The following is a 21,717-nucleotide window of genomic DNA, read 5'->3' on the forward strand; positions in this document are numbered from 1 at the left end:
CAACACTGATCTGCACGCTTATCAAGAGGATTGCCACATGCTATGGAAAAAAGGCCGACGCAGCGACAACGTAGTCGATGCCCGCAATGACAGCGGCGGTGGTGGTGGCGGCATGCGCTTTGGCGGCGGCAAGGGCCTGAGCCTGACGGCCATTGTGCTGATCGTGGGTGTCGGCTGGCTCACCGGCCAGGACCCGATGCAGATCCTCGGGCAACTCACCGGCCAGATGACCGAGCAAGCGCCTTCGGTCAGCCCGCAGACACGCCAGGCGCCGCCGGCCAATGATGAACAGGCCGACTTCGTCCGCGCGGTGCTCGGTGATAATGAAGACACCTGGGCCCAGGTGTTCCAGGAAAACGGCCTGACCTACAAGAACCCCAAATTGATCCTGTTCCGAGGCCGAGTGAACTCCGCCTGCGGTGGTGCCACATCCGCCAGCGGCCCGTTCTATTGCCCGGCTGACCAGCAGGTCTACCTGGACCTGGATTTCTTTCGGGAAATGTCACAGCGCTTCCAGGCGGCCGGCGACTTTGCCCAGGCCTACGTGATCGCCCATGAAGTCGGCCACCACGTGCAGACCTTATTAGGGATTTCGTCGAAAATTCAGGCCGCACGCCAGCAAGGTCGGCAGATGGAAGGCGACGGTGGCCTGTTGGTACGCCAGGAGCTGCAAGCCGACTGTTTTGCCGGCGTCTGGGCCAACCGTGCGCAAAAGCGCCTGAACTGGCTGGAACCCGGTGACATTGAAGAGGCCTTGAACGCGGCCAATGCCATTGGCGACGACCGCCTGCAGCAACAGGGCCAAGGCCGTGTAGTGCCTGACTCGTTTACCCACGGTACTTCGCAACAGCGAGTCCGCTGGTTCAAGACCGGCTTCGCCAATGGCCAAATCAACCAGTGCGACACCTTCAGCGCCAAGAGTCTTTAAATGCATAAACGATCGGGATTACTGTTGAGTCTGCTAATGGCAGGTTTTTCCACCTGGGCTGCCGGGCAAGGGGTCAAGGTTGTCAGTCCCGATCGGTTTCACCTGGAGGCCGGTGACCTGAGCCTTGGCCTGAGCCAGGACTGGCGTCAGCCGCTACCGCGGGTTACCCGTGTGCTGATCATCGTTCATGGCCGACTGCGCAATGCACAGACCTACCTGCTCAGCGGCGAAACGTCTGCCGAGCACGCAGGACAAAGCGCCAATACCTTGGTCATTGCGCCACAGTTTCTCAACAAGTCCGACATCAAGCGCAACCAACTGAACACTCAGGTGTTGCGCTGGCAGGGCAATGCCTGGATGGCCGGTGAACCATCAATCGGTCCAGGCCAAGTCAGCTCCTACGGCGCACTGGACCAGATCATCGAGCACCTGACCAACCGCAAACTGTTCCCGGCCCTGAAGGAAATCGTCGTAGCCGGCCACTCCGGCGGTGGCCAGGTGGTGCAGCGCTTTGCCCTGGCAGGCCACGATCATCCGGCCTTGCAAGCCCAAGGCATCAGCCTGCGCTACGTGGTTGCCAACCCGTCGTCCTATGCCTACTTCAGCCCACAACGCCCAGTGAAATTCGATGTAGCCAGTTGCCCGGGCTTCAATGACTGGAAGTACGGGATGCAAAAGCTGCCGCAATACACCAAGGGGCAAGGTGCCGGGCAACTGGAAAAGGCTTATGTGTCACGGGACATCACCTACCTGCTGGGCCAGAAAGACACCGACCCCAACCACCCGGCCCTGGACAAGCGCTGTGAGGCGCAAACCCAAGGGGCGTATCGATTGATTCGTGGGCACAACTATTTCGACTACCTCAAGCAACGGCATCCGCAGTTGACTCATAAACTGGTTGAGGTGCCGGGGGTTGGGCATGACGGGGACAGGATGTTTACCTCGCCTGAGGGGCAGGAGGTGTTGTTTCAATGATCATCCGGTGCAACACCGCACAATCCTCGGCATGCCAATCGGCCAGTTCAGGCCATGGATTGTCGGGAAGATTGACCAGCACGGTTTTAGTCCCCGCCGCCCGGCCGCAATCCAGGTCAAAACGGTAGTCACCCACCATCACCATCTCGCCCGGCATCACGTCCCAGGCCTCTGCAAGTTTCAGCAGGCCGCCCGGATCAGGCTTGGGCGGCGCATCATCGCGCCCCAGCACATCCTCGGCCGCAAAGCAGTCCGCCAAGCCAATGGCTTGCAGCGTCACATGGGCCAGTTCCCGGGCATTGCGAGTCAGGATGCCGAGGCGGTAGCCGCGCCCGGCCAACCCCCGCACCAGTTCCACCGCGCCCTCGGCCGCCACCGAACCCAAGGCCAATTCCCGCTCATGCTCCAGCAACCAGCCATGCTTGGCCGCCGCTTCAGCCGGCGGCAATGCCGCCAGGTGCGTGAGAATGTCGTCGGTCGCCGGAATATCCAGGGCCACGCGAATCGCCGCAAAGTCATGCACGGCGACGGTCAGGGTACCGTCCATGTCGAATACCCAGTGCTTGATGTCCGTCAGGCTCATGCCCAATCCTTGCGATGGCGGATCAAGCCTTCCTGGGTCACCGAGGCCACCAGTTGGCCGGCGCGGTTGTACACGCTGCCCCGGGAGAAACCACGGGAATTGCCAGCCCACGGGCTGTCCATGGCATAGAGCAACCAGTCATCGGCCCGCAGGTCGGCGTGGAACCACAGCGCGTGGTCGAGGCTGGCGACTTGCATATCCTTGTGCCATACGGTCTTGCCATGGGGCAGCAACGAGGTGGTCAGCAAGCCGAAGTCCGAAGCATAGGCCAGCAGGTACTTGTGCAACGCCGGCGAGTCGGCCAGCGCGCCATCGGCACGGAACCACACGTACTTGATCGGATCGGCCGGCTGCGGATTGAACGGATCCTTCTCGGTCACTGGCCGCACTTCGATGGGCTTGGGGCACAACAACTTGTCGCGCATATGCTCGGGAATCAGGTGCGCCCGCTGCTGGGTCAATTCCAACTCCGACGGCAGGTTTTCCGGGCCGACCACCTGCGGCATGGTTGTCTGATGCTCGAAGCCTTCTTCGTCGTACTGGAACGAGGCACTGCAGGTAAAAATCGGGTTGCCTTTCTGGATCGCCGTCACCCGGCGCGTGCTGAAACTGCCGCCGTCGCGTACCCGGTCGACTTGATAGACCACCGGCAACGCCGCATCACCAGGCCGCAAAAAATAGCCATGCAGGGAATGCACATGCCGCGCTTCTTCAACGGTCTGGCTGGCCGCCGACAACGATTGGCCCAGCACCTGGCCACCGAACAACTGGCGAAAGCCCAAATCCTGGCTACGGCCGCGAAAGAGGTTTTCCTCGATCGGCTCCAGGGTCAGCAGGTCCACCAGGTCTTCCAACACTTGGCTCATAGAGCAACACTCCTACAACAATCTATTAGGCATTCCGGGCTGCCTATCCGTGCAGCGTATCCAACCATTGGGCGCGGGTGATGCGGTACAAAACATGATGGCGCAGCGGATCATCGGCTGCGACCTTGGGGTGTTCAAAATCTGCCAGGGGATCGTAATGCATACCGATAGCCTGCATGACCTTTTGTGATGGCAGATTGGCCTGGGTGGTGAAGGCGACGACTTCATCCTGCTGCAACCGGTCGAAACCACAGCGCAATGCAGTCCAGGCCGCCTCACTGGCGTAACCCAGGCCCCAATGCTCCTTGGCCAACCGCCAGCCGATTTCCACCGCCGGGGTGAAGTCCGCTTCAAAGCCGACATTCAGCAACCCGGTAAGGCCGATAAACTCGCCAGTATCCTTGCGCTGCAAGGCCCACAGGCCAAAGCCATATTCGGCGAAGTGGCCGCGAACCCGGCCAATCAGCGCGGCGCTTTCCAGGTGGCTCAGTTTGGCCGGAAAATAGCGCATCACCTGCGGGTCGGCGCACATGCGCGCAAATTCCGGCAGGTCAGTATCGCGCCATTGGCGCAGCACCAGGCGTGCGCTTTCCAATTCCAGTATCGGCTCCATGGGGCCCCTCCCTTGCCATGTGCGTAAGTGTACCGCGCTGTTAAGATCCGTCGCTGGTTCCCGTCAGAAATTGCCATGCCTTTACCATTGATCTACCACGACGACTACAGCCCCGAGTTCCCGGCGGACCACCGTTTCCCCATGGACAAGTTCCGCCTGCTGCGCGACCACCTGGTGGACAGTGGCCTGACACTGGACAGCCAATTGCTGCGCCCGCAACTGTGTACGGCGCAGATTCTCGCACTGGCCCATGAACCTGGGTATATCGAGCGTTATATGAGCGGCGAGTTGTCCCGCGAAGACCAGCGACGTCTCGGCCTGCCCTGGAGCGAAGCCTTGGCGAGACGCACCGTGCGGGCTGTCGGCGGCTCACTGCTGGCAGCCGAACAGGCGCTGGAACACGGGCTGGCCTGCCACCTGGCGGGTGGCACCCACCACGCCCATTACGACTACCCGGCGGGCTTCTGCATCTTCAATGACCTGGCGGTGATCAGTCACTATCTGCTGGAAAGCGGCCGGGTCAACCGGGTGCTGATCTTCGACTGCGACGTGCATCAGGGTGATGGTACCGCACGCATCCTGGAACACACCCCGGACGCCATCACCGTGTCCCTGCACTGTGAAAAAAATTTCCCGGCGCGCAAGGCCCGCAGCGACTGGGATATCCCGCTGCCGATGGGCATGGGCGATACCGAGTACCTCAAGGTGGTGGACGATGCCCTCAACTACCTGCTGCCGCTCTACCAACCCGACCTGGTGCTGTACGACGCCGGCGTCGATGTGCACAAGGACGACGCCCTCGGCTACCTCAAGTTGACAGACGCCGGCGTGGCCGCCCGAGACGAAAGCGTGATGCGTCATTGCCTGGGCCGCGATATACCGGTGGTTGGTGTGATCGGCGGCGGCTACAGCAAGGATCGCCCGGCCCTCGCCCGCCGCCACGGCATTCTGCATCACAGCGCGCAGCGGGTCTGGACGTCCTCCGGTTGCCATTGATGGGTGAGTGGCCTGTGGATAACTCATTGCCCGCTGGCGAGTGGAACGCGGTTGCGACCGTCATTACCGTCCTCGGGTAGAATGCTCGACCTACTTTGCCGAACCGCAGTCATCCCCATGCCTCAGACCCACGCCCACCCTCACCACGTCATCATCATTGGCGGCGGCCCCGCCGGGCTGATGGCTGCCGAAGTGTTGAGCCAAGCGGGCGCCAAGGTCGACCTGTATGACGGCATGCCCTCGGTGGGCCGCAAGTTCCTGCTGGCGGGCGTGGGCGGCATGAACATCACCCATAGCGAAGCCTATCCGGCGTTTCTCTCGCGCTACGCCGACCGGGCGCCGCAGATGGCGCCGCTGTTGCGTCAGTTCGGTGCCGAGGCGTTGTGCGAGTGGATTCATGAGCTAGGGATTGAGACCTTTGTCGGCAGCTCCGGCCGAGTCTTTCCCACAGACATGAAAGCCGCACCGCTGCTGCGCGCCTGGCTCAAGCGCTTGCGAGACCAAGGTGTAGTTATCCACACCCGCCATCGCTGGCTGGGTTGGAATGACGATGGCAGCCTGCTTATGCACAGCCCCGAGGGCGATAAACGCCTGCGCGGCGACGCGGTGCTGCTGGCCCTGGGTGGCGGCAGTTGGTCGCGCCTGGGATCCGATGGGGCGTGGCTCAAGTTACTGGAAGATAAAGGCGTCCCCTACGCCCCCCTGCAACCGAGTAACTGTGGCTTCGAAGTGTCAGCCTGGAGCGAGTTGATGGTCAGTAAATTCGCCGGTGCGCCGTTGAAAAACGTCGCCATTGGCCTGGCGGATCACAAGCCAAGACTGGGGGAATGCGTGATCACTGTCACCGGTATCGAGGGCAGCTTGATCTACGCGCTGTCGGCGTCGATTCGTGAAGCGATCAACCGGGATGGATCCGCTACGGTGCATATCGACCTGTTGCCGAGCAAGCCGTTGGACAAAGTCTTGGCGGCACTGGCCAAACCACGCGGGTCGCGCTCGATGAGCAAGCATTTGCACAGTCAGTTGGGTTTGGATGGGGTGAAAGCCGCACTGCTGCGGGAGCTGGCGCCTGCCGGACACTTCAACGATCCGGATCGATTGGCTGTCGACATCAAGGCGCTGCCCCTGACACTCGTGAAAGCCAGGCCCCTGGACGAAGCCATCAGCACCGCAGGCGGCGTGCCGTTTGAGGCGCTGGATGAGCGCTTGATGCTCAAACGGGTTCCGGGAGTGTTTTGCGCAGGCGAGATGCTGGACTGGGAGGCACCCACCGGCGGGTATTTGCTGACGGGATGTTTTGCCAGTGGGCGAGTGGCTGGGCGCGGAGTTCTGGAGTGGCTTAGGAGCAGTTGCAAGCTTAAAGCGACCTCACCTAACTGAGCGTTCCCACGCTCTGCGTGGGAACGCTCAGATGCAGAACACTTGCCGCTTAAAGCTGCCTCACTTCTTCTTTCGCGGCCCGGTATTGAACACCGGCACTTTGCGCACCGGCTTGAGTGAAGGCTCCGCCACCGACACCTCGCCACTTTCCACCCACTTGCCCAGGTTGCGTTTGCCGCCACCTGTGGTTTTGGGTTTCTTCGGCTTTTTCGGTTTCTTCACCACCTGGCCACTGGCATCGGTATCCGGCACCCGATGCTCCGGTTCAAAATCCTGTTCCATGTGCCGGGTCAGCGTCTGACGGGTCAACATTTCAATGGCCGACAGCATGTTCACTTCATCGGCACACACCAGGGAAATCGCCTCACCGGTGTTGCCCGCACGACCGGTACGGCCGATACGATGGATGTAGTCTTCGGCGACGATCGGCAGGTCAAAGTTGACCACCAGCGGCAAGTCTTCAATGTCCAGGCCACGGGCCGCCACGTCGGTGGCCACCAGGATCTGTACATCGCTGGTCTTGAAACGGTCCAGGGCGCGCTGACGGGTAGCTTGTGGCTTGTCGCCATGAATGCCGTCGGCATTGACGCCCAGGCCCTGGAGTTTTTCCACCAGCGCATCCACGCCATTGCGGGTTTTGGCAAACACCAACACCTGCTTCCAGCGGCCCTTGCGCATCAGGTGCACAAACAACTCTGCCTTACGCTTTTTGTCCACCGGCACCACCCATTGCTTGACGGTGTTGGCGGCGACGTTGCGCGGGCTGACTTCGATGCTCAGCGGATCATTGAGCATCTGCCCGGCCAATAGGCGGATCTCATCGGAGAAAGTCGCGGAGAACAGCAGGGTCTGGCGTTTTTTCGGCAGTACGCGGTAGATATTCGACAGTTCTTCCGAGAAGCCCAGGTCGAGCATGCGGTCGGCCTCGTCCAGCACCAGGGTTTGCAGTTGGTTGAACTTCAGCGCGTTCTGGCGGAACAGATCCAACAAACGACCTGGCGTTGCCACCAGCAAGTCGACGCCTTTGCGCAGCTTCATCATCTGCGGGTTGATGCTGACGCCGCCATACACCGCGTACGTGCTCAGCGGCAGGTTTTGCGCATACTGGGCCACGCTTTCGTGAACTTGCTCGGCCAGTTCGCGGGTGGGTACCAGGATCAGCGCGCGTACCGAGTTGGCGGTGACTTTCGGCCCTTCCATGGCCAGCAGTTGCAGCAGCGGCACGGCGAAACCTGCGGTTTTGCCGGTGCCGGTCTGGGCTGCGGCCATCAGGTCGCGACCGGCCAGCACCGCCGGAATGGCTTGCGCCTGCACCGGCGTCGGGGTCTGGTAGCCAAGCGTCTCAAGGGCGCGCAGCAAGGGTTCGATCAGGCCAAGGGTGGCGAAAGTCATGGAAGTACCGTAGGAAAAATTCAGCGTAAGAGCGCAATGCGCGGCAGTTTACCTTATTTCCGGTTTCGGCTTGCGCCACTGTGGCAGGCTGATCAATAGCACGGCGCTAATAATCACCAGCATCGCCAGCGCCTCTTCCACGCCAATGCTCTCACCGACAAACACAATCCCCAGCAACACCGCCACCGCCGGGTTGACGTAGGCATAACTGGTGGCCGCTGCCGGGCGTACATGCTTGAGCAGGTACATGTAGGCGTTGAAGGCGATGATTGAACCGAACACCACCAGATACGCCAGGGCCAGCCAGCCTTCCAGCGGCGGCATGGCGGGCAGGTGCTCACCCTTGAGCGCGCTGCCGACCAGCAGCATGACACCCGCGATCAGCATTTCAGCGGCGCTGGCCATCGCGCCCTGGGGCAGCGGCAGGTGCCGGCTCCACACCGAGCCAAAGGCCCAGGACGCCGCGGCGAACAACAGCAAGGCCGCCCCGAGGGGGCTCGACTGCAAGTTGGAGCCCATATTGAGCATGGCGATGCCGATGATCCCCAACGTCACCCCCGCCCACTCCAGACGCGTATTACGCGCGCCCCAGAAATAACCGCAGAGCAAGGTAAACAGCGGCACCGTCGCCACGGCCAATGCTGCCACGCCGGAGGTCACGCCGGTGTGTTCAGCAACACTGACCGCGCCATTGCCGAAGGTCAGCAGCAAAATGCCGATCTTACCCGCCGCCTTCCACTGCTCCCAAGTCGGCGCTGGCACGCCGCGCCACCGTAAATAGCCATACATCAACGCCCCTGCCACACAGAAGCGAATCCCCGCCAACAGCAACGGTGGCCAATACTCGACACCAATACGAATCACCAGGTAGGTAGACCCCCAGATCACGTACAGCGCAAAAAAAGCAGCGATCAACGGTAAGGGAAAGCGGCGTGGGCCAGGCATGGGGCAGCTCTGCGGCAGGACAAGGGAGGCTTATTCTAGAAAGTCAGCTTCGTAAACATAAGTTACAAAACCTGTTTAAAGCGCCGGTACACTTTTCAAACCATGGTTATCAAGGCTATAAACCATGCTTTCAAAAGCCACATGTTCCCGGAGCCTTATCATGGACAAATACGACCGCATGCTTCTCAGCGCACTGCTGGAAGATGGTCGCGCGTCCTACGCGCAGTTGGCCCGCACGGTAAACCTCTCTGCCCCGGCCGTGGCCGAGCGGGTGGCCAAGCTGGAAGCCAGTGGCGTGATCACCGGCTACCAGGCCAAGGTCGACCTGTCCAAGATAGGCCTGCCCATCCAATGCGTGATCGAACTGCGCTTGACCAATCATGGCAGCCAGAAGGTCTACGACGAACTGAGCAAAATCCCCGAACTGACCGAGTGCCACCGGGTTACCGGCGATCCCTGCGTGATCATGCAAGCGGCGGTAGGGGCGATGCCGGAGCTGGAAGCGCTGATCAACCGTGTGGCGAAGTTTGGTTTCAGCAAGACCTCGATCATCCTGTCCAGCGCGATAGAGCGGCGGGTGCCGTTGGGGCAGTTGGGGGGGAATGGGAAGAGTGGTGGGTGAGCCCCAGGCGGCGGTATTTACATAAACCTTAACCTCGCCGCAGGACCTTCGACAATTTCAAAACCCAGGCGACTGCTGCGCAGCCGATCGCAGGCTGCGCCAGCGGCTACAGGTTTTCGACAAGTCCAAGAGCTGTCGGTTAGAACCCTCGATGCTTCTTCAGGTGATCATTGATTTTCGCCGCTGGCACTTTCTGCAAGCTGCACAGCAAGTCGTGTGACAGCTCGCGCAAGCCGTGGGTACCGCGCAGTTCCTGGGCCAGGTGAGCCGTCAGGTTAGCCGCCATTTCGGCATCGGCCATGGCCCGGTGAGCCTTGCCGGTGTGGGGCAACCGGGCAAATGAAGTCAAGGTGCCGAGCTTGTGGTTCGGCGCCGCGGGCATCAGGCGGCGAGCCAGCAACAGCGAGCAGGCAAACCTCTGCAGACGGGTGCGGCGAATCAGTCCCAGTTCAAAGTCCCAGAATTTCTGGTCGAACGCCGCGTTGTGGGCCAGCAGTGGCGTGGTTCCGACGAACTCATTGACCTCGTTCATCACCCGCTCGGCTGGCGGCGCGGTGCGCAGCATCGCGTTACTGATGCCAGTCAGTTGCTCGATAAACCCTGGCACCCTGACGCCTGCATTCATCAGGCTCTGGTAACGGTCCACGATCTGGCCCTGTTCCAGGATAACCACGGCAATTTCCGTAGCCCTGCAACTACTGCTCGGCGAGATGCCGGTGGTTTCAAAGTCGATGACCGCTATACGTTCCAAACCTGTTCCCACCCCATCTTAAAATCTATTTGAGCAACAACGCGCCTTCGATCGGCACGTAGCGGCTGGCAGCGCGTATCAACGAATTGGCCGTCAACCCCGGCACACCGTAGGCCACGGCTTCGACGCCGTGCTTATGGATGATGCGGTCGAGCAACATATCGAAATCGCCGTCGCCGGAGGCCAGCACCACTTCATCGACATGGTCGGCGGCGTCCATGATATCGATGGTGATGCCTACATCCCAGTCACCCTTGGCCGATCCGTCGCTGCGCTGGATGTAGGGCTTGAGCTTCACGGTAAAACCGAGATTGCGCAGGATCTGCTGGAACTGCTGCTGCTTGCTGTCGCCACGGTCGATGGCATAGGCATATGCCTCGACAATCTGCCCGCGCTGGCTGATATCAGCCCACAGGGCGGCGTAGTTGAAGTGGCAGCCATACGCCTGGCGCACGGTGTAATAGAGGTTTTGGACATCGGCGAACACTGCAATTTTTTTCACCGCAAATCCTCATGGCGCAGGCTGGAACCCCAGATTCAAGGGGCTGGAAAGGCTGCCAGTATGCCAGCCACGAGGAAGTTTCCGAGAAAAATCGGCCCGGGGCGACGAAGCGCCCCGGATGAGGACGCATCAGACGAAGGAATCGTCATCGCCAAAGGAGGAGGAGTCGTCGGAATAGTCGCTGTCGGCGAAGCTGTCCTGGTTATTGTTGCTCCAGCTGTCATTGCCGGCCACGCGCTGGTCATCGTTGCCCCAACCACTGCTGTCGCTGACGGGAGCGGGCTCTTCGCGAACGATCTCTTCCACCACCTGCGGTTGCTGGTTATGGCCAAACAAGCTGCTGATGCCTTGAGCCAGCATCACACCACCGGCTACGCCAGCGGCCGTTTTTAGTGCGCCACCCAAAAAACCGCTGCCAACGGGCGCGGCTGCCGGTTGCTGGGGCTGCTGGTAGTTCTGCTGTGGCGTACCAAAATTCTGTTGTGGCGCCGGTTGGCTGTTAAAGCCAGGGCGAGCCGGCTCGCGCCAGCCACCCCCCGAAGGCGCCGCTGGCTGCGAATCCCGTGGGCCACCGCCAAAAATACCCGACAGGAACCCGCCGCTGCTCGGTGCAGGTTGCACGACCTGAGCCTTGGCCAGCAGCAGTTCATCCTGCAATTGCTGGAGTTGCTGCGCCTGCTGTCTGTTCTGCGCATCGAGGCTCTTGATGGCAGCCTCTTGCACCAAAATCGCCTGGGTCATGAAATACCCTGCATCCGGCTGGCGAATGATGTGCTCCTTGATCCGCGCTTGCGCTTGGGCGTCGCGGGGGCCTGAGTCCGTTTCGGCTTGCTGCAACCGTGAAAACAGTCCATCGATCAGGGTTTGCTCTTCGCTGTTCATGGCGACCTCGTTAGATTGCCGGTAGAAATCTTCGCCTTGCCCAAAGTAGGTAAGGTACGCCTCAGTAATGGGGCTGCCTTCCAGGGTTTCAACAGTCTTTACCCAAGGTTTACGTTTGCCGGTGATCGGTTAAAGTGTCCCCCTGCTTTTTTCGGCCTGTGATGACCTTGATGAATCCGTTAAACGTACTGCGCGACTCGTTCTACTTTTTTCAGCGCAACCTGGGCGCCATCGTTCAGTTGTGCCTGCCGCTCGTGATCTTCGAGGCCCTGCTGCAACAGGTGCTCGACCGCTCGCTGGGGCCGGATGCGTTTCCCGGCTATAGCGTGGTGGTGGGTTTGCTGGTTTATCCGCTGTACACCGGCGCGCTGATCCTGCTCCTCGACGCCCGCACCCGTGGTGAATCACCGCGAACCCTGGACGTGCTGGCAATGGCCGCGACCCTGTGGCCACGCTTTGCCCTGCTGACAGCCATCAGCACGCTGCTGATCCTGCTGGGGTTATCGCTGTACTTCCTGCCGGGGTTGTGGCTGATGGTCACGCTCGCCTTTGCCGAGTACCTGCTGGTACTACGAGGCATGCCGGCGCTTTCCGCCATGAAGGAAAGCTTTCGCCTGACCCGTGGGCATTTTTGGCGGATCCTGGTGTGCATACTGTGTGTGATGACACCCTTGTGGCTGCTCAAAGGCGCCACGCTGTCGGTGTATCCGGACCCGAATCCGGTACTGGGAGTGCTGGTCGACAGCGCCCAAAGCTTCCTGCAGTTGTTTACCAGCGTGGTGCTGTTCCGCCTATTCATGTTGATCGGTGGAGATGCCGACGCGCAGTGATATGCTCCCTCCCTGTCCTGGAATGCCATAAGCCGAGCCGATGACCCGTTTATTGCGCCTCTCCCTGTTGGGCCTGCTGATTATCACGGGCCTGCTGGCCGCCCTGACCTACAACCTGACGTGGCGCCCCGCCGACAAGGAAACCCTGCCCATCCACTGTGTCGCGCCTCGGGCACCCACCCTACTGCCAGGCCAGGCACTCAAGGTGATGACCTGGAACGTGCAGTACCTGGCCGGCAAGAACTATGTGTTCTGGTATGACACCCAGGACGGCAGCGGCCCTGACGATCGTCCCACCGTCGAAGACATGGCCTTCAGCCTTGACGAAGTGGCCCGGGTGATTCGCGATGAGAAGCCCGACATTCTACTGCTGCAAGAACTGGACGAAGGGGCCAAGCGCTCCCATTATCAGGACCAACTGGCGTTACTCCAGGAACGGCTGGTCGACCTCTACCCTTGCAGCGTCCAGGCCTTCGACTGGAAGGCTGATTTTGTCCCCGACCTGCATATATTCGGCAGCGTCGGCCGCAAGCTGGTGACCCTGAGCCGCTACCAGGTCGAACACGCCGAGCGCCTTCATTTGCCCGCGGCCACGGCCAACCTTGTCAGTCGCCAGTTCCAACCAAAGCCGGCCCTGCTACTGACCTACCTGCCGCTGAGTGACGGCGGCCAACTGGCAGTGCTCAACACCCGTCTGGACCGCGCAGCTCCGGGAAGCAGCACCGTGCAAGAACAGGTACAAACGACCGTCAAGCTGCTGGATAAATTCGAGAGCCGCGGCACTCCATGGCTGATTGGTGGCGACTTCAAGCTACTGCCCCTTGGGCAATTCCTGCGCCTGGACGCGGACAAGCGCGGGCCGTATTCGCCGGACAGTGAGCTGCACCTGCTGTGGGGCAAGTACCCGATGATCCCGAGCAACAGTGAATCCAGCGGGATAGATCGGAGCAAATGGCTGACATACTTCCCCAATGACCCAAGTGTCGACGGGCCGGATCGGACGTTGGACTATCTGTTCTACAGCTCGCGGATCAAACGGGTCGAGGCCCGGGTACGGCAGGACGACACCTTGCGCACTTCCAGCCACTTACCGGTGATCGGACGGTTCCTGCTGCCAGCAGCGCAGTAACCACCACGATTCAATGGGCTTCGTGCCCCTTACTTTCTGGGTTTGATCCGCGCCGTCGCTTCTGCCACCAACGGATCATCCGGCCAGTAATGCTTGGGGTACCGCCCTTTTAAATCCTTTTTTACCTCGGCATAGGTACTGCGCCAGAAGTTCGCCAGGTCTTGTGTCACCTGCACCGGCCGCCGCGCAGGCGACAACAGGTGCAGCTTGACCACCTGCCGGCCACCGGCAATGCGCGGAGTGTCAGCCAGGCCGAACAGCTCCTGCAAGCGTACCGCCAGAATCGGTGGCTGCTCGCTGTAGTCCAGGCGCACCGAGGAGCCCGAGGGCACTTTCAGATGATGGGGCGCCAACTCGTCCAGACGTTGCGGCAACGGCCAAGGCAGCAGGTTATGCAGGAAACTGGACAAGTCCAGGTTGGCAAAATGACTCAAGCGCGAGACCCTGCCCAAGTAGGGCATCAACCAGTGTTCAAGGCTGGCGAGCAAGGCGCTGTCGCTGACATCCGGCCACAGGCTGTCTTTACCCGCGTCCAGTTGGCGCAACAACATCACCCGCGCCTGCCACTGGCGCAACTCGGGGGTCCAGGGCAACAACTCCAGGCCCTTGCGGCGCACCAGACTGGCCAGCGCCTGGCTGCGAGCGGCTTCGTCCAGGCCAGTCAGGGGTTCGCGGCCGAGCACCAGTTCGCCCACCTTGCGCTGGCGTTCGGCGCGCAATACGCCTTCACGTTCGTCCCAGTCCAGTTGATCGATCACCCGTACTTGCTCGGCCAACACCGAGTCAAACAGCGCCGGATCAAATTCTGCTGCCAGGTAAATCCGTTCTTCCCGCTGGCCCTGGCGGCTGCCCAGGTCAGCGATCACCAGCCACGGCTGTTTCATCAGGCTGTCGGCCTCGGCAAACAACGCGGCGCGACCATTGGCCAAGCGATATTCGGCGCCACCGGCTCGCCGTTGTTGCGCAACGCGGTCGGGGTAAGCCAGGGCCAGCAACGCGCCGAGCCAGCGTGGGTGATCCGGGTCGACGACCGCTTGTTCGGCCTTGCCCCGTAAATAACTCCGGTATTGCCGAGCCAGTTGTTTGGCCCGCTGCACACCGCCTTGAGTGCCACGCGCGCGCTCTTCGCCAGACAACAACGCCAAACGACTGTGCAAGTCCGCACCGGCACCACGCAAAATATCGCGCTCGCCCAATAGTGCAGCCACGTCACAGGCCATGCTCGCCAACCCCAGGTCCTGGCCGCGCAACAGTAAATGGGCGATGCGCGGATGGGCTGGCAGTTCGGCCATCTTCTGACCATGCTTGGTTAACGTGCCGTCATCCAACGCCCCCAGGCGCACCAGCAAATCCTGGGCCTGGGCATAGGCGGCCGTCGGCGGGACATCGAGCCATACCAGTTGGCCCGGCGCCACACCCCAGCGCGCCAGTTGCAAGGCCAACCCGGCCAGATCTGCCGCGAGGATTTGCGCGCTGGCATAGGCCGACAGCGCTTCATGCTGGTCCTCGGACCACAACCGATAACACACCCCTGGCTCCAGTCGCCCAGCCCGACCGGCACGCTGAGTGGCGCTGGCGCGGGATATGCGCTGGGTGTCGAGGCGGGTCATGCCGCTGCCTGGGTCGAAACGCGGCACTCGCGCCAGCCCGGCATCAATCACCACCCGCACGCCATCAATGGTCAGGCTGGTCTCGGCGATATTGGTCGCCAGCACCACTTTGCGTTTACCCGCTGGCGCCGGATCGATGGCTGCCCGTTGCGCCGCCAGGTCCAATTCACCATGGAGCGGACACAGCAGCACATCGCCGCGATCCCCCAGGGCATCAGCCAATTGCTGGTTGACTCGACGAATCTCCGCCTGGCCCGGCAGGAATACCAACACGCTGCCGGCCTCATCATGCAAGGCCTCAAGAATGGTCTGCACCAGCCGTGGCTCAATGAACTCACCGGGCTGGAACGGCCGGCCCCAACGCATCTGCACCGGATACATGCGGCCTTCGCTGCGCAGAATCGGCGCGTCACCCAGCAGGCCAGCCAGGCGTTCGCCTTCGAGGGTGGCCGACATCAGCAAGATCTTCAGCGGCTGCTCGTCACGAAACAGGTCACGACCGTTGAGGCTCAGGGCCAGGGCCAGGTCGGCGTCCAGGCTACGCTCATGGAATTCGTCGAAGATCAGTAAGCCCACGCCCTCCAGCGCCGGGTCATCCTGCAAACGGCGAGTGAGGATGCCTTCGGTGACCACTTCGATACGGGTGTTGGGGCCGACCTTGCTGTCCAGGCGAATCCGGTAACCGACAGTCTCACCCACCTTTTCGCCCAGCTCGCTGGCCAGCCGCTCAGCCGCCGCACGCGCGGCCAGACGCCGGGGCTCGAGCATCAGGATGGTTTGCCCGGCCAGCCAGGTTTCATTCAGCAGCGCCAAGGGCACTCGCGTGGTTTTACCGGCCCCGGGCGGTGCTTCGAGCACGGCTTCATGGCGTATCGCCAAGGCTTCACGCAAGGCGGGTAAAACATCATCGATTGGCAACGAATTCATACTGGCTCCAAAGCAGAGCAGCGAGTATAACGGCGAACTGCCGGGTGTCGGTGGTGGTCTCAGAGGCATACCGGGTCCCCACAGGATATAGTCACCTTTCAAGCGTGTTCAGGAGAGTTCCATGCGTATTGCTTCCCGTGTCATCGGCGGTGTTCTGGCCGTCACCCTGCTGAGCCAATTGACGGCCTGCGGGTCGATTTTCTACCCCGAGCGCCGTGGCCAGATCGACGGCAAGATCGACCCGGCAATCGCTGTGCTCGACGCAGTTGGCCTGTTGTTCTACGTGATTCCCGGCCTGATCGCCTTCGGTGTCGACTTCGCTACCGGCGCCATTTATTTCGAGCCTGGCAAGACCGCCCAGGTGGCCCCGGAAAAACTGCAACAAGCCATCGGCGTCGACGGCAAAGTCGACAATGCCAAGCTGCAAACCATCATCCAGAAGGAAACCGGCCGCCACCTGCCGCTGGACGATCCACGCATGATTCAGTTCAAGGGCAGCGTTCAACAGCTGGCTACCCTGGGCCTGCAACCTGCCGCTTAAGGACGTGATCGCGTTATGACCAGCAGTCCCGAACACGCCCGCCTGTTGCGCCTGGCCACCCGCGCGTCAGTCGGTGTGGCCTGTGTTCTGATCGTGACCAAGGCCATCGCCTGGTGGCTCAGCGGCTCGGTGAGCATGCTCGCCGGGCTCACCGACTCGTTGCTCGATGGTGTGACCTCGCTGCTCAACTTGCTGGCGGTGCATTACGCCCTGCGCCCGGCCGATGACGATCACCGTTATGGCCACGGCAAGGCGGAATCGCTGTCGGGCATGGCACAAGCCTTGTTCATCGCCGGCAGTGCGGTGTTGATCGCGTATCAGGCGTTCCAGCGTTTGCAGCATCCGGAACCGGTGGGCGCACCGTGGTTGAGTGTCGCGGTGATCCTATTGGCCCTGGTGCTGACGGTGGCGCTGCTGATCCTGCAACACCGAGTGATTCGCGAGACGGGCTCGACGGCGGTGCGTGCCGATTCGCTGCACTACCGTTCGGACTTGTTGCTCAATGGCAGCATCCTGGTGGCGCTGGTGTTGGCCGGGTTTGGTTTTCAGCAAGTGGACGCCTGGTTCGGCCTGGGAATTGCCGCCTATATCCTGTGGAGCGCGATCCAGATCGCGCGGGAAAGTTTCGCGGTGCTGATGGATGAGGAACTGCCGCCAGACATCAGCCAACACATGCTGGAGCTGGCTTGCAGCGTACCCGGCGTGCTCGGCGCCCATGACTTGCGCACGCGTATCTCCGGCAGCCACTGGTTCGTGCAGTTGCATCTGGAGTTGCCGGGGGAATTGAGCCTGTCCGTGGCCCACAGCATCAGCGACCAGGCCGCCGATGCCATCCATCAAGCCTACCCGCGCGCAGAAGTGCTGGTGCACGCCGACCCGCAGGAAGTGGTCAAGGGCGCCAAGGCCTAGAACTGTACTTGATACCCGCGACTGCCCAGGCAGTTGCCCTGGGCCTGCCGGTAGGTTTGCACTACCGCCGGGGCCGGGGCGTAAGTCACGGTTCGAGGATCGAAACCACTTTGTTGCACGGCCCAGCGATAGCAGTCATAGCCATCCTGCTGGACTTGCGCAGGTGATTGCCCATTGGCCGGATAGGCCACCACGTCATAGCCGTTACCCTGGGGTTGCGGCGCTGGCATAGGGGCAGCCACTGGCGGCTCGACCACCACGTACTGCTGGGAACTGGCCTCGTAGGTGTAATAGGCACCGGCGGCGAGGAAAAACAGCGCGCTGCCCACCCACACTTCACGCGCATAGTCCGGCAGGTAATGCACGCGAATCCCGTAAGGCGGGGCTACGACGACGTAACGTGGCCCTTGGGGGCGGTACCAGTAGCCACCAGAGAAGAAATAATTCTGGCCGCGATAGGGCACGCGGAAGTTGCGATCGGGGAAGCGGTCAACGATATAACCTGGACGGTGTTGCGGGCCTGACCCCCAGCCATTGCCATGCCCATCGGGGCGACCTGGCCAGCGATTGTCATTGGGGTGGCTATTGTAGCCAGGGCGTGAGCCAGAGCCGCCGGCCTCCCAGTGGGGGTTACCCTCGTTGCGTCGGGGGACGTCGCGGTTGTAACCCTGGCGCGGCTCCTGGGTCTGGCGCACGGAATCCGGGCGCCCCTGGATCGGCAGGTTATTGGCGGGCCGCGGCGCGGGCCGGCCCTGCTCGTTAGCCTGAGGGCGACCTTGCCCCCGGCCATTTTGTCCACCACCTTCAAAGTGCTGGTTCTGCGGGCGCGGCTGATTGTTACCGGGCCGCCCGCCACCTTCGGGGCCACGCTCATGTTGACCACCACCAGCGCCCTGGGGGCCTTGCCCCTGGCGTGGAGAGTTATCCCGCTCGTCGGCCATCGCCTGCGCACCGACACTGACCATCAGCAAACCAACACCCGCCAAACGCCAGATGCGCTTCATGCTATTCCTCACTGCGGATTAGGGCTTATAGCTAAGACTGGAAAAACCGTGCCCGGTTCTGAGACAGGTTATCAGTCACGAGAACAATTTTCGCAGGCAAAGAAAAAGGGCGACCCGTCGGCCGCCCCTTGAGAATTTTGTCCTGGCTCAACGCTTTTGACGTTGGCTCACCTCACGCCGTCTTGTGGACAGTGCGCAGCCCGGGGGCCGGCGCAACCCGGTGGGGTTGGCGGGCCGCAGCCGGCCTGATCGGGCGGGCTGCAGTGGACTCTATGTCCGGGCAGTGATTCTGTTGATAACTTTACGCTTCAGGCCCTGGCAGATGATTGCGAAGATTGCGTCAATAAACAGTGCTTGCGCAATTTTTAACCCTGGATAGATAATTCACAGCAATAGTTACGACAAAGGCCAGCCCCATGAGCAAACTTGACCGATACGACCTGAGTATTTTGGCGGAATTACAGCGCGACGCGAGGATCTCCAACCAGGAGTTGGCCGAGCGGATCGGCCTGTCGCCGTCACCCTGCTCGCGCCGAGTCAAGCAACTGGAGGACGATGGCTACATCTCACGCCAGGTGGCGTTGCTGGACCGCAAGATGCTCGGCCTGAGCCTGACGGCCTACGTGTTGATCGGCATGGACCGACACACACCCGAGCGCTTCGAGAACTTCGAAGCCGCCATTCGCAGTTTGCCGCAAGTGCTGGAATGCAGCTTGGTGACCGGAATGGATGCCGACTATCAGCTGAAAGTGGTGGTGCCGGACATGGATCACTATCAGAAGCTGCTGCTGGGGCACTTGACCCGGATCGAAGGCGTCACCAGCGTGCGCTCCAGCTTTGTGCTGAACCAGGTGCTCAACAGCACCGAGTTGCCGCTGACCCACCTGCGTACCTGAAGACGGAAAAGACCCAATGGACTCCATAGATCCCGCCTTGCTCGAAGAATGGATGATGACCGGCCTGGTCACCATCCTGATCATTTTCATGGGATTTATCGTCTGGGACCTGGCGAAGAAATCCAAGGCCGGGCGCTTCGGTTCCTTGATTCTGTTTTTCGTACTGGGCCTGGGTGTCGCCGCGTTCATCATCAAGAGCGTGGTGATCGGCCTCATCGAGTCCGGCGCCTTATAAGCGCGCCGGCACCTCTTTCCACTGGCCTTGATCCAGGCCATCGATCGACCAGTCACCAATGCGTACCCGTACCAGGCGCAAGGTCGGCAAACCGACAGCGGCTGTCATGCGTCGTACCTGGCGATTGCGTCCCTCACGAATCACCAACTCCAGCCAGTGGGTCGGTACACTCTTGCGAAACCGCACCGGAGGGTTACGCGGCCACAGTTGCGGCTCATCCAACTGCCGGGCTTCCGCGGGCAAGGTCATGCCGTCGTTGAGCTCAACCCCATCGCGCAGGCGTTGCAGCTGTTCCTCGCTCGGCTCACCTTCCACCTGCACCCAATAGGTTTTCGCCAACTTGTGTTTCGGGTCGGCAATGCGCGCCTGCAACTGACCGTCGTTGGTCAGCAATAACAGGCCTTCACTGTCACGGTCGAGCCTTCCCGCAGGGTAGATGCCGGGGATATCGATAAAATCCTTGAGGGTCGCCCGACCTTCGCCATCGCTGAACTGGGTCAGCACGTCGAAGGGCTTATTGAACAGGATCAGCTTAGGTGTTGCCGGCGGCGCCTTGGCAACACGACGTGGGGCTGAACCAGCGGGCGGGGTTTTCACACCGGGGCGGCGGGAAACGGGACGGGCAGGACGGGACATGGCAAGGGAACATCTAGCGGTCAGGACCGACAATGCTAGTGGCCTGACCGTTAAATAACCATCCCAACCGCTTAGCGGAACGGCGGTTCGTCGAAGCTGCGCAATTTGCGCGAGTGCAGCGAGTTGAGTTCGGTGCGCAACAAATCCACCGCCTCAATGCCGATCTTCAAGTGCTGGCTGACCGCGCGCTCGTAAAAGGCATTGGCCGAGCCTGGCAGCTTGATCTCACTGTGCAACGGTTTGTCAGACACACACAGTAAGGTGCCGTAAGGTACGCGCAAGCGGTAACCCTGGGCGGCAATGGTGCCGCTTTCCATGTCCACCGCCACCGCGCGGGACAGATTGATCAACGGTCGTTCCTGAGCCCAGCGCAGCTCCCAGTTACGGTCGTCATAAGTCAATACGGTGCCGGTGCGCAGGCGTTTTTTCAGCTCCTCGCCCTTCTCGCCCGTGACGTTGGCCGCCGCCTGTTGCAAAGCCATCTGTACCTCGGCCAAGGCCGGGATCGGGATATTCGGTGGCACCACCCGGTCGAGAATTCCGTCACGACGCATATAGGCGTGTGCCAGCACGTAGTCGCCAATGGTCTGGGATTGGCGCAGGCCGCCGCAGTGGCCAATCATCAGCCAGCAATGAGGGCGCAGCACTGCCAGGTGGTCGGTGATGTTCTTGGCATTGGAGGGGCCGACACCGATATTCACCAGGGTTACACCGTGGCCGTCGCTGGCAATCAGGTGGTAGGCCGGCATCTGGTAACGGTGCCAGACCACGCCCGCGGCGATGGCAGATGCTTCGCCATGGTCCATGCTTTTTTCGATGATCACGTTGCCCGGCAACACCATCCGGATAAACCGAGGGTCACTGCGCAATTGCTCCAGGCCATGGACGATGAACTGGTCGACATAACGGTGATAGTTGGTGAGCAGAATCCATGGCTGCACATGCCGCCAGTCGCTGCCGGTGTAGTGCACCAGGCGACGCAGGGAGAAGTCGACGCGGGCGGCATCAAACAGCGCCAAGGGCAGCGGGTCGGTGTTTTCCCAGTCGTAGAGGCCATCGGCGATGCCATCGGTGGCGGCCGACAGGTCGGTGCTCGGGAAAACCCGCGCCAGCACGGCGGCCGTCACGCCGGAACCCGCCAGCTCGTCGCCCTGCTCCACTACGTACGGATACGGAATGTTCTGTTGGCTGACGCCGACTTCCACCGTCACGGTGAAGTCGTGCATCAACGGCACCAATTGTTCCAGCAGGTATTTGCGAAAGGCCGACGGATGAGTGACGGTGACGCTGTAGGTACCTGGCAACTGGACCTTGGCATAGGCCCGGGTGGTCTGTGGGACTTCACCGTGGCAGTGGTAAGTCAGGCGTAGTTCTGGATAACGAAACAGCGCGCGTTGTTCGGCGTCAGGCTCGACGCGGTCCTTGAGGTAACGCTTGAGGGCTTGATTGAGCGCGCCTGTAGCATGCTCATGAAGAGCCGCCAGCCGATCCACGGCTTCTTCAGCGGTTTGAACGACAACAAAAGCTTCGGTCACGGTAAGCATCCTGTGTTCTGACGTGCAGGC

The 21,717-nt window shown here is 61.3% G+C and carries 23 protein-coding genes; 11 read left to right on the plus strand and 12 right to left on the minus strand.

Annotation, left to right across the window (positions count from 1 at the left end; genetic code table 11):
- Positions 1-37 precede the first annotated feature (37 nt).
- Both ypfJ and GIR22_RS20195 read left to right on the plus strand, forming a co-directional pair.
- Complete coding sequence (ypfJ, locus tag GIR22_RS20190) at positions 38-928, plus strand: KPN_02809 family neutral zinc metallopeptidase (protein WP_154745033.1); 891 nt, start codon at positions 38-40, stop codon at positions 926-928.
- Positions 929-1,903: an alpha/beta hydrolase gene (locus GIR22_RS20195; protein WP_154745034.1), complete on the plus strand. Its 975-nt coding sequence runs from the start codon at positions 929-931 to the stop codon at positions 1,901-1,903.
- Here GIR22_RS20195 and GIR22_RS20200 read toward each other — a convergent pair.
- The 3 genes from GIR22_RS20200 to GIR22_RS20210 are packed head-to-tail and all read right to left on the minus strand — an operon-like array spanning position 1,866 to position 3,965.
- Complete coding sequence (locus tag GIR22_RS20200) at positions 1,866-2,486, minus strand: HAD family hydrolase (RefSeq protein ID WP_154745035.1); 621 nt, start codon at positions 2,484-2,486, stop codon at positions 1,866-1,868. The two genes, GIR22_RS20195 and GIR22_RS20200, sit on opposite strands and share 38 nt — an antisense overlap.
- A complete protein-coding gene (tesB, locus tag GIR22_RS20205) occupies positions 2,483-3,352 on the minus strand; it encodes an acyl-CoA thioesterase II (protein WP_154745036.1) in 870 nt (289 codons plus the stop codon). Before tesB ends, GIR22_RS20200 begins: the two co-directional genes overlap by 4 nt.
- 43 nt (positions 3,353-3,395) lie before the next feature.
- Positions 3,396-3,965, minus strand: a complete 570-nt coding sequence (locus GIR22_RS20210; RefSeq protein ID WP_154745037.1) for a GNAT family N-acetyltransferase — start codon at positions 3,963-3,965, stop codon at positions 3,396-3,398.
- Positions 3,966-4,040: 75 nt separating this feature from the next.
- Here GIR22_RS20210 and GIR22_RS20215 point away from each other — a divergent pair, with 75 nt between their 5' ends.
- Positions 4,041-4,961: a histone deacetylase family protein gene (locus GIR22_RS20215; RefSeq protein WP_154745038.1), complete on the plus strand. Its 921-nt coding sequence runs from the start codon at positions 4,041-4,043 to the stop codon at positions 4,959-4,961.
- A 117-nt stretch (positions 4,962-5,078) separates the two neighbouring features.
- Entirely contained in the window at positions 5,079-6,341 is a 1,263-nt protein-coding gene (locus GIR22_RS20220; protein WP_154745039.1) for a TIGR03862 family flavoprotein, read from the plus strand.
- Positions 6,342-6,401: 60 nt separating this feature from the next.
- Here GIR22_RS20220 and rhlE1 read toward each other — a convergent pair whose 3' ends face one another.
- The gene (rhlE1, locus tag GIR22_RS20225; protein WP_154745040.1) at positions 6,402-7,733 is read right to left on the minus strand and encodes an RNA helicase RhlE1; all 1,332 of its coding nucleotides are present in this window, start codon (positions 7,731-7,733) and stop codon (positions 6,402-6,404) included.
- A 48-nt stretch (positions 7,734-7,781) separates the two neighbouring features.
- On the minus strand, positions 7,782-8,678 hold the full coding sequence (yedA, locus tag GIR22_RS20230) for a drug/metabolite exporter YedA (protein ID WP_154745041.1): 897 nt from the start codon (positions 8,676-8,678) through the stop codon (positions 7,782-7,784).
- Positions 8,679-8,838: 160 nt separating this feature from the next.
- Here yedA and GIR22_RS20235 point away from each other — a divergent pair, with 160 nt between their 5' ends.
- Positions 8,839-9,300, plus strand: coding sequence for an Lrp/AsnC family transcriptional regulator (locus GIR22_RS20235; protein WP_154745042.1), 462 nt, complete (start codon positions 8,839-8,841; stop codon positions 9,298-9,300).
- A gap of 139 nt (positions 9,301-9,439) precedes the next feature.
- On the opposite strand, the gene GIR22_RS20240 is transcribed toward GIR22_RS20235, so the two are convergent.
- From GIR22_RS20240 to GIR22_RS20250, 3 genes are all read right to left on the minus strand, one after another.
- Positions 9,440-10,051 carry a 3'-5' exonuclease gene (locus GIR22_RS20240; RefSeq protein ID WP_154745043.1) on the minus strand — a complete coding sequence of 204 codons (612 nt, stop codon included), beginning with the start codon at positions 10,049-10,051 and terminating at the stop codon, positions 9,440-9,442.
- Positions 10,052-10,076: 25 nt separating this feature from the next.
- Positions 10,077-10,553 carry an NYN domain-containing protein gene (locus GIR22_RS20245; RefSeq protein WP_169997627.1) on the minus strand — a complete coding sequence of 159 codons (477 nt, stop codon included), beginning with the start codon at positions 10,551-10,553 and terminating at the stop codon, positions 10,077-10,079.
- A gap of 129 nt (positions 10,554-10,682) precedes the next feature.
- Entirely contained in the window at positions 10,683-11,435 is a 753-nt protein-coding gene (locus GIR22_RS20250) for a DUF2076 domain-containing protein (protein WP_154745044.1), read from the minus strand.
- A 170-nt stretch (positions 11,436-11,605) separates the two neighbouring features.
- Here GIR22_RS20250 and GIR22_RS20255 point away from each other — a divergent pair, with 170 nt between their 5' ends.
- Positions 11,606-12,265 (plus strand): YciC family protein, encoded by a 660-nt coding sequence (locus tag GIR22_RS20255; protein WP_154745045.1) that lies wholly within the window; start codon positions 11,606-11,608, stop codon positions 12,263-12,265.
- A gap of 40 nt (positions 12,266-12,305) precedes the next feature.
- Complete coding sequence (locus GIR22_RS20260) at positions 12,306-13,394, plus strand: endonuclease/exonuclease/phosphatase family protein (RefSeq protein ID WP_154745046.1); 1,089 nt, start codon at positions 12,306-12,308, stop codon at positions 13,392-13,394.
- Positions 13,395-13,423: 29 nt separating this feature from the next.
- Here GIR22_RS20260 and hrpB read toward each other — a convergent pair whose 3' ends face one another.
- Positions 13,424-15,931 carry an ATP-dependent helicase HrpB gene (gene hrpB, locus GIR22_RS20265; protein ID WP_154745047.1) on the minus strand — a complete coding sequence of 836 codons (2,508 nt, stop codon included), beginning with the start codon at positions 15,929-15,931 and terminating at the stop codon, positions 13,424-13,426.
- Positions 15,932-16,052: 121 nt separating this feature from the next.
- Here hrpB and GIR22_RS20270 point away from each other — a divergent pair, with 121 nt between their 5' ends.
- Positions 16,053-16,472, plus strand: a complete 420-nt coding sequence (locus tag GIR22_RS20270; protein ID WP_154745048.1) for a polyribonucleotide nucleotidyltransferase — start codon at positions 16,053-16,055, stop codon at positions 16,470-16,472.
- Positions 16,473-16,487: 15 nt separating this feature from the next.
- Positions 16,488-17,381, plus strand: a complete 894-nt coding sequence (locus GIR22_RS20275; protein WP_154745049.1) for a cation diffusion facilitator family transporter — start codon at positions 16,488-16,490, stop codon at positions 17,379-17,381.
- Here the strand turns inward: GIR22_RS20275 and GIR22_RS20280 are convergent.
- A complete protein-coding gene (locus GIR22_RS20280; RefSeq protein WP_154745050.1) occupies positions 17,378-18,385 on the minus strand; it encodes a DUF6515 family protein in 1,008 nt (335 codons plus the stop codon). The two genes, GIR22_RS20275 and GIR22_RS20280, sit on opposite strands and share 4 nt — an antisense overlap.
- 416 nt (positions 18,386-18,801) lie before the next feature.
- On the opposite strand from GIR22_RS20280, the gene GIR22_RS20285 reads away from it, so the two are divergent.
- The gene (locus GIR22_RS20285; RefSeq protein WP_154745051.1) at positions 18,802-19,281 is read left to right on the plus strand and encodes an Lrp/AsnC family transcriptional regulator; all 480 of its coding nucleotides are present in this window, start codon (positions 18,802-18,804) and stop codon (positions 19,279-19,281) included.
- 25 nt (positions 19,282-19,306) lie between these two features.
- Positions 19,307-19,516 (plus strand): DUF2788 domain-containing protein, encoded by a 210-nt coding sequence (locus GIR22_RS20290; protein ID WP_178122372.1) that lies wholly within the window; start codon positions 19,307-19,309, stop codon positions 19,514-19,516.
- Here GIR22_RS20290 and GIR22_RS20295 read toward each other — a convergent pair.
- On the minus strand, positions 19,511-20,152 hold the full coding sequence (locus tag GIR22_RS20295) for a pseudouridine synthase (protein ID WP_154745053.1): 642 nt from the start codon (positions 20,150-20,152) through the stop codon (positions 19,511-19,513). The genes GIR22_RS20290 and GIR22_RS20295 overlap by 6 nt on opposite strands.
- Before the next feature lie 71 nt (positions 20,153-20,223).
- A complete protein-coding gene (gene amn / locus GIR22_RS20300) occupies positions 20,224-21,696 on the minus strand; it encodes an AMP nucleosidase (RefSeq protein ID WP_154745054.1) in 1,473 nt (490 codons plus the stop codon).
- Positions 21,697-21,717: the final 21 nt, after the last annotated feature.

The organism is Pseudomonas karstica (genome assembly GCF_009707515.1).
Lineage (GTDB): Bacteria > Pseudomonadota > Gammaproteobacteria > Pseudomonadales > Pseudomonadaceae > Aquipseudomonas > Aquipseudomonas karstica.